Origin of the sequence: Aeribacillus sp. FSL M8-0254 (assembly GCF_038008845.1) — a bacterium.
Taxonomy (GTDB): domain Bacteria; phylum Bacillota; class Bacilli; order Bacillales; family Aeribacillaceae; genus Aeribacillus; species Aeribacillus composti.
This window is the reverse complement of the sequence record NZ_JBBOZY010000001.1, coordinates 437,795-451,702: the sequence shown is the minus strand read 5'-3', so window position 1 is coordinate 451,702 and position 13,908 is coordinate 437,795. Positions and strand designations below refer to the sequence as shown.

Annotated in this window: 12 protein-coding genes and 1 pseudogene; 1 reads left to right on the top strand and 12 read right to left on the bottom strand. The window is 37.7% G+C overall.

What is annotated here, in order from left to right; translation table 11 throughout:
* Positions 1-174: 174 nt before the first annotated feature.
* The 9 genes and pseudogenes from NSQ44_RS02275 to NSQ44_RS02235 all read right to left on the bottom strand — a co-directional run bounded on the left by NSQ44_RS02275 (position 175) and on the right by NSQ44_RS02235 (position 10,836).
* On the bottom strand, positions 175-1,389 hold the full coding sequence (locus tag NSQ44_RS02275) for a dihydrolipoamide acetyltransferase family protein (protein WP_340854692.1): 1,215 nt from the start codon (positions 1,387-1,389) through the stop codon (positions 175-177).
* Between the two features lie 355 nt (positions 1,390-1,744).
* On the bottom strand, positions 1,745-2,995 hold the full coding sequence (locus NSQ44_RS02270) for an IS4 family transposase (protein WP_340854689.1): 1,251 nt from the start codon (positions 2,993-2,995) through the stop codon (positions 1,745-1,747).
* A gap of 138 nt (positions 2,996-3,133) precedes the next feature.
* A complete protein-coding gene (locus tag NSQ44_RS02265) occupies positions 3,134-3,580 on the bottom strand; it encodes a hypothetical protein (RefSeq protein ID WP_094245995.1) in 447 nt (148 codons plus the stop codon).
* Complete coding sequence (locus tag NSQ44_RS02260) at positions 3,580-4,395, bottom strand: SAR2788 family putative toxin (protein ID WP_157727991.1); 816 nt, start codon at positions 4,393-4,395, stop codon at positions 3,580-3,582. The genes NSQ44_RS02265 and NSQ44_RS02260 overlap by 1 nt, the downstream gene beginning before the upstream one ends.
* An 18-nt stretch (positions 4,396-4,413) precedes the next feature.
* Complete coding sequence (locus NSQ44_RS02255) at positions 4,414-5,373, bottom strand: S8 family peptidase (protein ID WP_340854686.1); 960 nt, start codon at positions 5,371-5,373, stop codon at positions 4,414-4,416.
* 177 nt (positions 5,374-5,550) lie between these two features.
* Positions 5,551-6,014: pseudogene (locus NSQ44_RS02250) on the bottom strand (IS21 family transposase); the annotation flags it as partial.
* 595 nt (positions 6,015-6,609) lie between these two features.
* Complete coding sequence (locus NSQ44_RS02245) at positions 6,610-7,839, bottom strand: IS110 family transposase (RefSeq protein ID WP_340854685.1); 1,230 nt, start codon at positions 7,837-7,839, stop codon at positions 6,610-6,612.
* A 386-nt stretch (positions 7,840-8,225) separates the two neighbouring features.
* The gene (locus NSQ44_RS02240; RefSeq protein ID WP_340854684.1) at positions 8,226-9,503 is read right to left on the bottom strand and encodes an IS110 family transposase; all 1,278 of its coding nucleotides are present in this window, start codon (positions 9,501-9,503) and stop codon (positions 8,226-8,228) included.
* An 82-nt stretch (positions 9,504-9,585) separates the two neighbouring features.
* A complete protein-coding gene (locus tag NSQ44_RS02235; protein WP_340854682.1) occupies positions 9,586-10,836 on the bottom strand; it encodes an aminotransferase-like domain-containing protein in 1,251 nt (416 codons plus the stop codon).
* Between the two features lie 125 nt (positions 10,837-10,961).
* Here NSQ44_RS02235 and NSQ44_RS02230 point away from each other — a divergent pair, with 125 nt between their 5' ends.
* Complete coding sequence (locus tag NSQ44_RS02230; RefSeq protein ID WP_340854680.1) at positions 10,962-11,897, top strand: DMT family transporter; 936 nt, start codon at positions 10,962-10,964, stop codon at positions 11,895-11,897.
* A gap of 497 nt (positions 11,898-12,394) precedes the next feature.
* Here the strand turns inward: NSQ44_RS02230 and NSQ44_RS02225 are convergent, their stop codons facing one another.
* From NSQ44_RS02225 to NSQ44_RS02215, 3 genes are all read right to left on the bottom strand, one after another.
* Positions 12,395-12,703: a hypothetical protein gene (locus tag NSQ44_RS02225; protein WP_063387892.1), complete on the bottom strand. Its 309-nt coding sequence runs from the start codon at positions 12,701-12,703 to the stop codon at positions 12,395-12,397.
* 243 nt (positions 12,704-12,946) lie between these two features.
* Complete coding sequence (locus NSQ44_RS02220; protein ID WP_201108600.1) at positions 12,947-13,108, bottom strand: hypothetical protein; 162 nt, start codon at positions 13,106-13,108, stop codon at positions 12,947-12,949.
* Positions 13,105-13,776, bottom strand: a complete 672-nt coding sequence (locus NSQ44_RS02215; protein WP_340854679.1) for an ABC transporter ATP-binding protein — start codon at positions 13,774-13,776, stop codon at positions 13,105-13,107. The genes NSQ44_RS02220 and NSQ44_RS02215 overlap by 4 nt, the downstream gene beginning before the upstream one ends.
* Positions 13,777-13,908 lie beyond the last annotated feature (132 nt).

The following is a 13,908-nucleotide window of genomic DNA, read 5'->3' as shown; positions in this document are numbered from 1 at the left end:
TGAAAATTATGTCTAGTCATTCTAAATCTTCAGACAATATTTTCGGTGTGCACCAGCTCCTACTCCTCAGATCAGAGTCAAAGATAGCTTGATTAAAAGCTTTGCTTAATGTCCTTCTCAGAAAAATTGTTTTAATGTTCGAATGCTCATCATGGCAACTTCCTAATGATTTCATTATTTTACTGTTGAAAAGATATTCCATTGATCTGATTGCAGTTGATCACATAATTGAGCGAGAAATCTTCCACCGTAGGCGCCATCAATTGTACGATGATCAAATGAAGCATTTAATGTGATCATCGGCTTTATCAAAGTTTCATGACGATTCGTTAAAACAGGCTGTTCTATTATATTTCCAACTGCTAAGATGCCGGTTTCAGGAGGATTTACGATTGCCACAAACTCGTCAACTCCAACTGAGCCAAGATTGGAGATTGTGAAAGTTCCTCCACGCATTTCTTCAGGCTTCAATAAGCCTTTTCTCGCTTTTTCAACCAATTCTGTTCTTTTTTCTGCAATCTCGATTAAGGACAATTGATCTGCCTGATGGATGACGGGAACAACTAAACCGTCATCAATAGCAACCGCTAGACCAATATTAATATCTTCATGCTCCAAAATATAAGGATCTCCTTCAGAATCTATGAATGAGGCATTTACCCTCGGGAATTTCTTCAATGTTAAAGCCACCGCCTGTATGAGAAAATCATTAAATGATAAACGAACGCCTGCCGAATGTTCAATGCTTGAAACTACTGCCTGCCGCAATTGCACAATGGATGATACATCGACTCTTTTCTTGATTTGGAATTGAGGAACATTCATAAAGCTTGCGGTCATTCGCTGCGCAATCGTTTTTCTCATACTTGTAAGGTTAACCCTTTTCCCTTTAGCATGTATCGATGCTATGACTTTATTTTCTGTTTTAACACTTTGATTCACTACATTTGCAGCTGCTTCCGCCACATCTTTCAGAATCACTCTTCCCCTTGGTCCCGAGCCTTTAATTTTGGTTAGATCTACTCCGCGCTGCTTTGCAAGTCTTCTAGCTGCTGGAGAAACTCGGATTCTTTCAGTCTTTCCTGGTGAGATGTTCTCTTCTTTTACAGGATTATGATCGGAGCTGCCTTTTTGTTCGGTGGAATGTTTACCACTCGATACATATGCAAGAACAGTTCCTACTGGTACAGTTTCACCTTCATCCACAACAATTTCTTCTAACGTTCCCTCTACTTCTGATTCAACCTCAAGACTGGATTTTTCAGTTTCTACAACAATTAAAATTGGGTCATCTATTTTAATGGTATCACCAATTTTGACCTCCCATGAAACTATACGAGCCTCTTCCATTGATGAATCCAATTTAGGAAGTACAATTTCCTGCCGCACCTTTTTTCCTCCTTCGTCATAACACATAGATAGCATCTTTTTGTGTATATAAATTGCAATTATTTATCAAAATGCTTTCAAATAATTGTTGTACTGTGCCATTACACTGTTTCCATTTGTAAATACAAAGATTTTTTTACTCCTTGAATGATATCTTTCGTTTGCGGGAGCATTTCTTTTTCTAAATTTAAGTTATATCAGTAGCGTTGCATAAAAAAATTTAATGTTTGTCAAGCTCAATAAAAATTCCAGTTATTTCATGTAACTGAATATTCAGACATACAATCTTTCTAAGCAAGCTTAAAAGGACAATGACGTCTTAATCGGCAGTCCATTTCCACAATTTGGTAATATATTACAGAAACATTGGATCATAAACTAAATCGTCTAGGTGTTCCACCTCCCCTTCTTCAAATTGGTACACGATGGTTTCAAAATCTTTTTCCCAATCGTATTTTTTCCGACCGTTGGACGTTCGAATTGGCTTTTTAAAAAGGGAGCGAACAAAACAGTCAAAACCTTTAAAAAGCAGATTCTGTAAACTTCGCTTGATCTCTAATAAAGGACCATCGTGATTCACTTTTAATTGGAGCATGGCCTGTAAGCAATAGGTGATTAGGGCGATCCAAATTTGATTGTAAACGGCATTTTGACTTTTTCCATAAAATCTTTTTATCTTAAGGTGCTGTTTCATCCATTTAAAGAAGGTCTCTATCTTCCAGCGATATCGGTATAAATCTGCAATCTCTTCCGCAGAAAGATCAAAGCAATTGGTTATGATGATCACGGGATTCCCTTCGCTGTCGACCGTTTCGATCAATCGGAGAGGATGAGTCATTTTGGTATGATTACGGTCATTTCCTAAAATGACAATCTGATCCCTATAAATCAAACGTTCTGGATTGGGAATCCGTTCCGATAAAACTTCAATCTCTGCGTTCTTTTTAAGCCGGGTAATGAATCGCACCCCTTCTCGGCATAAGCGGTCGAACTGTTTGTAATCGACATACCCTCGATCAAACAAGTAAATCGCATTTGGATCGATTTCAATGAGTTCGTCCATCTGTGTGCGATCGGCATGTTTCGCGGGTAAGATAATCCCTTGATCCGGAACAGTGATATCCTTCGTTACAACAACCTTTAAATGGAGTCGAACACCAGCCTTTGTCTTACGAAAAGTTGCCCATGGATATTGGCTCAAACTCATGCTCATCGTGGTAGAATCAATGACCAGAAGACGACCAATGTTTCGGATGATCGGGGCATTTTTCATTTGCCCTTGGATCTTTAAGACCAGATATTTAAATACTTTTTCAAACAGTTGAGGGGATAATTGGCCTAATTTGCGAGAAAGTTGCGAAGTACTAATTGCATCAAATTCCAGATATGTCTGCAACTCTTCCTTGTCTTTCAAATGTTTGGCCAATTTTGTTAAGCTTTCCAATTCATTTATCTGAGCGATGATACAAAGTTGTAAAAACTTATACACCGTTAATTTTTTAATATATTTGTCAACGTCAATCACATTAATTAGTTTTGAAAAAGTTATTGGATCGATCTCTTTCAATAGTTCATTTATTGTGGATTCTGTGGTATTCTTATCCATAATAGTTTCTCCTTATTCTTAGGATTTGGATAGGACTGCCAATCCTAATTATAAGGAGTTTTTTTATATCCAAAAAGATGAAATTTAACATAAAATTGGGCTTGACAAATTAAAATTAACTTAATGCAATGCTACTGCTTAATTTTGTAATAATTCACTTAGGGATTCTTTAGCCAATTCATTTTTATTATCGAGCTTTAAAATTTCCTTACAAATTTTAATTGCTTCTTCGTCACTAATAAGTTTATCTGGTATGGTATTTAAAAATAGTAAATTTTCTAAACTTCCCACATCTTTTCTATTTGTTAACTCAACAGATCTCAATGCATGATATAGTGCTGAATTATATGCACCTTCCAAATGGCTTAATGGATTTACTAATAGGGAGAATGCAAGGTCATGTATTTTACTAGTCTCATTTTCAATTAATAAGTAATTTAAGAAACTATAATAAATAATACTACAATTATTATACGCATTATAAAGAATTTCTTCAGAAAATGTCTTAAAATCTATTGATTCAACTAATCTTTTGGCATCTTCAAAATTATTCGAAAGTATAAGACTATCTAAATTTTTTATCATTACTTATTCACCCACGCATCACTTATTTTTATTTGCCCACGAATTCGTGTAAAGGTAACAGTAACAGTATGGCCATTCATTTTTAAAGTTTTCTTTCTTACAGACTTATACGAAGATTCTTTCCCATAGCGCATCACATGTGAAATTACTTTTGAAACCTCATTCCAGTTGTTTTTCGTTACCTTATGCCAGTTGTGTTTTGGTTGCATAATGTGATTAATTTTATTTTTATCTAATTTTGAGACAGAAGACAATACTTTTCCGTAACTATGTCTCTTTACCACATTGGTTACTGCTTTTTTTCCGAATTTTTTTATGGCATAGTTAACTCCATATCTTGCAACAGCAGCTATTATTACCACTGGCCAAGCAGACGCTTGCGCTTCTATAGTATTCATATCATATATTTCACCAGTTTCTTGATCAATAAAAGTAGCAGTAAACTCTTCACCCTCTACGTGATGTACTACTACATCAAAGCTTTGAACAATAGTTTCTCCATTTTCCTCATAAGTTCCATCTACAGTAATAACTTCATCATCAGTACTATATTCAACATTTGTTGAAACAGAAATATCTTCTGTTTCAATCTCTGTATTAACTATTATTGATTCATTATTAATAATTTCAGCTTCCATATCTAGCTGTTCAGCAACATCTGTTCCAAAATCTTCTGCTAATTCTTGTTCTATTTCTTCAGTATTTATTTCAGTAATATTAGATTGATAGTTTGATTCTGCATAAATGTTATTAAAATTTGGTAATATAGAACAAAACATCGTTAATATTATTAACCTAATAATGTGTTTTTTCAAAAACATTACCCTCTTTCTTTATTTTATTTGAACTAAACCGTATCCATACTCTTCATCAAACCCTTTTTTACCTAAATCTTTTACATAAGGCTTCAGAAAAGTTTTTAAATTTTTGTTAGTAATTTTTTCTTCTGTATTACTAATTAGAGTCGCAATAGTTCCACTTACAAAAGCTGTTGCAAAAGAAGTTCCTTTAAATTCACTATATCCTCCTTTTGAATCTGTAGTTAAAATATTAATTCCTGGTGCTGCATATTCGATTTTTCCCTTACCTGAAATACTAGATCGTTGAAGATTAGGTTTTAAAGCAGTTACCGATATTACTCCATCATATTTCGCTGGATAATCTACCCGTAACCCTAAAGTGTTACCAGATGAAGCGACAATAATAATACCTTTATTTAATGCTTTTTGAATTATTTGTTCTAATTCTTCGTGGTTAACTTCAAATCCAAAGCTGATGTTAATTATATCTACTTCCTTCTTTATACACCATTCAATACCACGAACTACTGTTTCTACATCACTTTTTCCTTCTTCATTTAAAACCTTAACATCATACAATTTAATAGTCGGAGAAATTCCTGTAATACCATCTTTTATTTCCTTTGCAACTAATATTCCTGCAATTGCAGTACCATGTCCAAGATCACCATAGTCATCTATTACATCTTCATTTGGATTTAAAGCATTGTATGACTCAACAATTCTTCCTTTTAGAGCAGGATGGCTTTTATTTATCCCACTATCTAAAACTGCAACTTTTACATTGTTTTGTTTAAATTTTGTTTTAGTAATATTTTTTGAGAAAACAGTTCTAAAACCCCATGTACCATCGTCCTCTTTTGAATAATTTTCAATATTAGAATTAACTGATTGATTTGAACAGCTTAAGAGTATGGAAATAATTAAAAAAATAGGTAAACATTTAATTATATTACAAATATTATCACCTCCATTGATAGAAAAATAATACAATATAAGTAATAAATAATAAAAAGTAAATACTATTTTAGTAGTAAAATTTAATATCCTCTTATCTTGAAAGGTATTATTATAGTATGAGTAAATTATTGTGGGAGAAAAAACAACCTCTTCATCCAGATAATGGTGGAACCATTATCTGGATGAAGAGGCCACCAAGCGAAAGCAAGGAATACTCTCTTTCCAATCCAATTGTGCTTGTTTTCCTATAGGCATTTCAAAACGTGCTGTGCCTTTAGGAGAAGGAATCTGTTTATCCTCTTGAAAGTAAGCATTAATTCGGGCGTTTTCGCAATATACGCTCGGAACATCGATGCTGCACAATCCAGTCCATGATGATCCTTTAAATACTGCCATAGTACACGACGATAATAAAACTTCTGCTTCGCATCTTCCGAAAGTAGTGCCGCAATGATTTCACAATATTCATAAATTTTGGAAGGCTTCTTTCGTGTACGTTTCGGAAAAAATCCATTTAAATATTTATCAACGGTTCTACGATCTACACCTAGATCTCTAGCTAATTGACTTTTATTCATTTTCATCTTCAAATGCTCCATTAGTTGTTTTCATTTTGGTAAGTCTTCAAGACTCTTAATCTCAAAATCAGATTCGACATTAATCGATATGTACATACTAATCACCTCATGATTAGTATGAAATCTAAAGTCAATTTTGTACATTATTATTCAAGCATTTGTGTACATATTTAAATTATCATTTCTAAACGGATCAGGACTGGGTGGAAGTGTGACCTTTCCAATCGACCGAAAAGGATTGATTTTACGGACTGGAAGTGGAGAGCTGGATACAGTGAGTAAAGAGAAATAGATTAGGAGGTTTTTGAATGTATTTTGTAATTTTTAAAGGGCCATTCGGTGGATGTACATTTACTTGCCACAGGAAGTTCCGATGAAAGTGAAAGTGACGGTTGAGTTTTGAGGTTACGTTTTTAGAAAGGAGAATGAAAATGTTGAAAAAATTGTTAGTTTGTTTAGCAGGCAAATATGGGAGGTAATCTATCTGATACTAGCCCACACATCAACACCCCATCATCATATGATACACGGAAAATGAATGAAGTCCTGCGGTAATATGTCAAGCACCAAAATCAAAGGAATTGGAAAATCTAAACCGCAAAAGTTCTAAAAAAGGCAATACTAAAGAAACCCAGTAAAATGAATTACATTTACTGGAAATTATAGAAGGATTTAGGGTTTTGCTATTCCCCTATTTATTCACCTTCCTTCTAGGCGTGTAAATTTGGTCGTTACGTAGCAGCGCATCGACCAAACGCACAAGTTTTCTTGCGGTTAAGACGAGTGCTCTTTTATGTTGGTGCTTTGGAACTTCATGATACTTTTTCAGGTAATATGCCCGAAATTCAGGTTCATTTCGTTGTACCGAGTTGGCAGCTTCAACTAGGTAGTAACGAAGATAATGGTTTCCTGATCGTATCATGTTTGTTTCCTCTGCCTGAAACTTTCCTGATTGATGTTTGGACCATGTTAACCCGGCATATTTCGCTAATGATGCTTGATTATCAAAGCGTTCAATTTGTCCAATTTCAGCTAATATACCGGCACAATAAACGGGTCCGATGCCAGGAATCGTCTGTAAAGTGTTTGGAATGCCCTCTAATAGCTTTTGAATGGCTTTATCCAATTCCTTGATCTGCTTGGTAATACTTCGAATGTACTCAATGGAAGTCGCCAACAAAAGGTCAATCGAGTCTTCTACACACTTGGATAAGCGATAAGAAGATCTGGCTGCCTTTTGAATAGATTTGGCTATACATTCGGCATCAGTAAAGCGGTTTTTGCCCTTTTCCTGAAGATAATGCGCAAGTTGCTTAAGATCCATGGAGCTGATTTCATCCAGGCTATACTTTTCGAGTAACAGCTCCATCATGGCGTTTCCAAACACGGAGCTTTTCACTTCAACTGTAAAAGAACTACACTTGTAAAAAAGGTTTTGGAGGAAATACTGTTTTTCACGAGTTAAATTGTGAACGAGATGATATCTCATTCTCGTTAACCTTTGAAGGGCAATATATTGTTCCTGCATGACAGCAGAAAGTCGAAGGCGTCCGAAACGGAGTCGATCCGCAATAATCCAGGCATCGATATGGCCTGTTTTATCGAGATCCGTATAGGACTCCTTAAACTTCTTAATTAGTTTTGGGTTAATCGTAAATACTTTTGTATTAAACTTCTTCAGAGATTCATCTTCATGAAAGAACATGGCTGGGTGCCAACTGTAAACCGATGTGGCTTCCATCCCGATTTGAATCTCTTGAATCAAGTTTTTTCGGGCAATATCCACGATTTGATTTCGTAGATAAGATGCCCCAGTTAAATTGTTTTCAACAGTTAGAGAAGATAATGTTTCACCATCTAAATTCATGACACAAGCTTTCATATCTTGAGAGCTGACGTCTATTCCGACAAATAACTTCATGGGAGAAACCTCCCTCTATAAATGTTGATATATCAACGGTTGTAGCCGTTTCAGGGGTGTCAAAAAAATATTTTTCGACAAAGTTTCTAACATTATTTCTTAAATATGTGTATATCTTACATTGACTGGGTACGCTTCGCGGCCACTACTGGTTAAATTTGGTTGTAGTGGGGGGAAGCGTATGGGATGCACCGTGGATCTCTGCATCGCTGATGATGACGAACCCTCCCATGTCTCTTGGCATCCTTGTGCCTACATTCCTTCGTTCGGTCTAGTCATCAGGCAGAGGCCGGCTAAGCTCCTTTAGGGACTCAAGGTCGAATGGATGATATCGCGCCAGCTTCTCCGTGTCATCCTTGTTGTCTAGAGAATCGAGACTATAGGCATCAAGCAGCCGTTTCGAGGCCAAAGATGTCCTGCATCATTCGCTTCGCATCGAACGCTTGGTGCTTCGTACATACAGCGTGCAATACCTTCAATAATTTTCCGCATAACACCACAATCGATTGCTTCTTCCGCAACGGATTATCAGGACGTGTCGTGTAATAGTCGTGCAGCTGCCGAAACGCTTCGTTGTGGCGGATCATCGGCATCATCACGCGGAAGAGGAGGGCGCGCAACCGCCTTCTTCCACGCTTGGAGATCCGTTTTTGCCCTTTGTGTTGGTCGGAGGAATGTTCCCGCAGCGTCAGGCCCGCTAATTTGATAAGCTGCCGCGGATCCTGATAATGGGAGAAACTCCCGATCTCTGATAACAATTCTACGATGGTCGCATCGCCTAAGCCCGGAACGGTCTTCAACCATTCGTACTCGACCGATGTCTGTACGAGTTCAATCAGCTGTTCTGTCAATGCCTCGATCTCTTTTTCCAGCTGGCGATATCGGCGGACAAGCGTGGCGATTTCGATACGGGCCATCTGTTGTCCTTCCGTTACGCCAATGGAGTGTTGGGCCAATTCCATCAACTTCTTCGCTTTCGGCTTTTGTGGCGATTGTAATCCCTCACTTTGCCGGTAAAGGGCCAGCACCTCTTCTAGTTCTTTTCCTGCCAGATCACTCGGAAATGGCGTATATTCCAGCACCGCGAGCGCCATTTTCCCAAATGACGGGAAGACTTGGGAAAACTCCGGAAAATATCGATCAAGCCAGCGAATCATTTGATTTCGAATCGCTCCCTGTTCTTCCACCAATTTGGAGCGAAATGTCGCTCCAACGCGCAGTTCGGCCTCCATCCCTTTCAGAATGCGCGGATAGCTGAATCGGCCGTCTTTCACTAACCGGGCAATGACGAGCGCGTCTTTCGCATCATGCTTGGTTGGAAGATTGTCGTCTAGCTCTTTGGAGCGCTTCACGTGCATCGGGTTTGTCATGACGAGAGGAATGCCCTTCTCGTCAAGAAAGTAAGCGAGATTGAGCCAATAATGTCCCGTTGGCTCGATGCCAACGATCACTTCCGTTTTTTCAAATTCCTCCATCGCTTTCACGATGCACTGGTACAACCATTCCAACCCTTCTCTGGATTGCGGAACGGGAAACGATTTTTTTAGCACCCTCCCTCGCTCATCCACAAAGCAGGCATAATGCTTCTTTTTCGCGATATCCATGCCAACGACGAGCGTTTGATCGGTGACTTGATTAATCTTCTTGTTTGAGATAGAATTCATGTATAGTCCTCCTTGGTATCCAAATTAGGGGTCAATTCGTGCGATTGACACCCCCGAATCATACCAAGAGGGCTTTTTTTATTCAAGTCCCCGAAAAAACTTCTAACAGGAATGCTCCTTTTGGTTTATAAACCATTACTTCCTCTAAATTTTTGAATGCGTCAAGAACCGTATTTCTTCTTAATTCAAGCGCAATTTTTAGTTTTTCCATATGATTTTTCATCCGCTCCGTTCGCAAAATGGGAAGCAACGCTTTTTGCGGTAAGAGCGGGCTTCCGATATCCATCGTCGCTTTCGTACCGTACAGCCAGTCGAATAAAACCCCATCCACAATGACAGCCGCAATGCGAATGCCAGGCGCAATTGTTTTGCTAAATCCTTTAAGGTAAATGACGTGACCGTTTTTATCAAAGAATTTTATTGGCTTTGGCACCGTAATATTGTCAAATGAAACTTCGCTGAATGAATCGTCTTCTAAAATTAAAAAATGGTACATTTCTGCTAGTTCTACCAATTGCTTGCGGCTCTTTTCCGGCATGCATGTTCCAGTAGGATTTTGAAAGGTTGGGTTTACATATAATAGTTTTGGTTGATGCACCTGCAATTTATCCTCCAATTCATCCACTTTCAATCCCTCTTCATCTACTCCAATCGATACGACTTGAAATCCTTTATTGACAAACACATCAATGGCCGCACCATAACAAGGGCTTTCAACCATCACAACATCCCCTGGACTTAACAAAGTTTGCGCCACTAAGTCAATTCCTTGCTGTGCACCGCTTGTAATGATCATTTTGTCGTGTTTAACAGATAAGTGATGGAAGTTAAATAAGTAATTGGCAATTTCATACCTTAATTCTTCATCTCCTTCAATAGGACCATATGTCGACAACACAAGGGGATGCTGCTCCAATATTTTTTTCATTTCTTGAACAAGGAAGTGAGATGGAAGCAGCCTTGGATAAACGACTGCTTGGGAAAAGTCATAAATCTCTTTTTCACGATAGGCGAGATATTGTGATCTTGTTCCATTCATCTTCATCTGATGCTGCCAGCCGAAAGATTCAGAGTGCTTTTCATATGATTTTTTCTTTCCCGCTGCAACAAAAACACCTTTACCTTGCTGAATCTGTATATATCCTTTCAATTCCAGCAGTTTGTAGGCTTTTTGCACCGTCAGAAAGCTTACATTAAGTTCATTTGCTAACGATCTTAAAGAAGGAAGTCTTTCACCGTGAAGAAGCATGCCCGATTGAATCCGTTCTTCGATTTGCCTGCTGATTTGTTCATAATATGGGGTGCCTAATTTTTTATTAATCGATAATTGCATTGTCTCCCCTCCCATTACATAAAAGACAAAAGATAAAAGCGCATAACTGTTATACAGTGCATTGTACTGTTATATACCGTTGTCGTTATAATATCAAAAAACTTAACAAAAAGGAGTTATTCGTCGTGGTTATTTTGAATTACTGTTTTATATGCTTAATTTTTGGAACAACTTTTTTAGCTATCAAAATCGGAATTGAAGCAGGGGTACCGCCGTTTTTTTCAGCGGGAATGCGTTTTTTTGCCGCTGGGGTGATTATGATGGCCGTCTTTAAAATGCGGAACTATCGATTAAAAACCGTTTTATTTTCCTCTTCTCTCGTGTTTAACGGTTTTTGCTTAACTTTTATCACTTTTGCTTCATTATATTGGGCTGAGCAATTCATCCCGTCCGGACTAGCTGCTGTATTATCTGCAACAGGCCCGATGATGGTGCTGCTCCATCAGGCAAGAGAGAATAAACAACCGATCAAAAAAGAACAATTAGCAGGGATGGCGGCTGCTTTAATAGGCGTCTTTCTGATCTCTTCACCGGGGTTCTCTTTGTCTGTCTCCGGCATGTGGGTTTTGGCTTGCTTTATGATCATATTAAGCGAGTGGTTTTATGGACTTGGGACAGTTCGGGCAAAAATGTTTACAAGCAAACATCCGGATATCTCGCCATTTCTTTCAAATGCCGTACAAATGTTTTACGGCGGCATTTTCTTATTGGCTCTATCCTTTTTAACGGGCGAACAAGGCAAATGGCTGCTGCTGGCAAGCTATGAAACGGTGTTATCACTGCTCTATTTAATCATCATCGGCTCCATCGTCGGCCACGGGCTGTATTATTGGCTTGTTTCAAAAACAAATCCGGTTTTTCCGTCAACTTGGCTTTACATTTCGCCTCTTGTCGCGCTAATCGCCGGCTACATAATATTAAATGAAATCATGAAACCCATTACGCTGATCGGCGCCTTCTTGATTTTATTTGGTGTATTTTTAACTAATCGATCAACTTTTTATGAGTATTGGAAAAAGGGAGCGCTATTTCACAGGACCGCTTCAAAAAATTTTGATTGAAAACTCTGGAATATTTTAAAAAAAGCCGTTAAATCCCTGCGACAAAAACTTTCAGTGTGCCATTTCATCCATAGCGATTTAAAAAAATGAGGCCAGCTTGCCTCTCTCATTCAGAGGACAAGCTGGCCGGATTCTTTTGCACAGCTCTCTTAATATGTTTTAAATTTACCCATTACTTGATTTTTTTCAGATCGGCCACGTTGCGGCAAATGAAAGAACGACGACTTATCTAAGTGTAAAGTGGGCTATTTTCAACAATAAAAAAGCTTGCAGAGAAAAAATACTTCTTTCTCCGCAAGCTGATAGGAAAGGAGAGTTCTTTTTAACCCCTCTTCAATCCATTAATTTTTTCTAAAAAAGTCAATAAACGCGTTGAAAATTTCCAATCCTTGATAAGACCATAAAGAGAGAGCTGTAATTGAAAAAAATGCTGTCAATAACATACGTAACCAAATCATGGTACTCATCCTCCTTTGAATGATTTGTTTATGATTCATTCAAGCAGGTGAGACCACATAATTCGATTCGTAAAAGACGGGATTCAGCAAAAACCGTCTTTTGACAGATTGCACAAAGCAATAGCAGAAATAAGTGGTGCTTAACGCTATAAAAATGTAACTGGCAATATCAAACCAAGAGTCTTTTCCTATATCTGGTCCATCAATCGGAGCAAAATTTTCTGCCAAATGATCGATGGTGCTAATTTCGTGTACAGCATTTATAGTATGACTGGAACGATCACTGGAAATGTATAAACAGGTAATACTTATAAAAATAAAAATTGTCAGGGCAACGATTTTTTTCATGTATTCACGCCCCTTTAACATCTTTTCTTCATTATATACTTGGTTTTAATATTTTAAAACAAAAATGTTTTTCTGTGTTCCCCTCTGTTTGATTATTTAACGAACAATTTCTTTTCCTCGATTCTGCCATCTGCTTTAGTTCTGTAAGATTTCACTGTTGAATCCGGGAGGCAATCCGCAGTGCCTTCAAAAAACTTCACCTGTTTCTGTACAAAATTCCGAAATGCTGTCTGTCGGCAGGTTTTATTTTTTGAGACTTATTAAACGGATCAGTGAGGAGACCAAAAAAGCAGCAGCAACGGCTAGAAGAATTTTTCCGACAAGCAATGCTGTTATTTTCAGCACGAATACTGCCAAAACCATGACTAAACTGATTGCGATCATAATGAGAGAATAAGTTTTCATATGAGGTTCATCTCCTTTAGCTGTCTGTTTTCAAGCAGAAAAAATCGGCTGCCTAATTCGGCATAAATATATCGCTGGTGACTTGTAAATAAAATGCATTGTTCCTTGAACGCTTCTTTCAGCATCATGATTGACTGCTTTTGTGAGTTCTCGTCTAATGAAGTAAAAGGTTCATCCAAAATAATCAACTCAGGTGATCTTGCTAACATACTAATAAGGAATAGTTTATATTTCATGCCTAGAGAGTAATGTTTGACCGGCTTTTGCAAAGCATGTGTCAGATCAAACTGTTCACAAAGCTCTTGGAATCTTTCTTCATATGCAGCTCTTTTTTCTTTTTTGATCCTCCAAAGTGAAAGAATAAGCTCCTTATTTTCAAATCCAGTTAATGCATCATAAACAAGTGGTTTATCAGGAATATAGGCCATTGCTTCTTTAAAACGATCTGTTCCAGGCTTATACTGTTCATTAAATAAAATGTTGCCTGAATCCGGTTGGATTAATCCTGCTATTAGCCTTAGCAAAGTTGATTTGCCGCTGCCATTTTTTCCGATGATACATGCTCGGTCTCCTGCATGTAATTGAAAAGAAACATTTTCCAGCAATGCTCCTTTTTCTGCAGTTTGTTCATACTGAAAAGCCAGTTGTGAAACTTGAAGCTTAACCATATAGAAATCCTCCAATAATCAACAAACAGTTTATAATCCAATAAAGCGAGACAATACGCCACAGCTCCTATTCTGCTTCCTTTTAGCGTAAGAAACTATTCCGTAATAAAGCAGAAATATCAAGATAAAGGG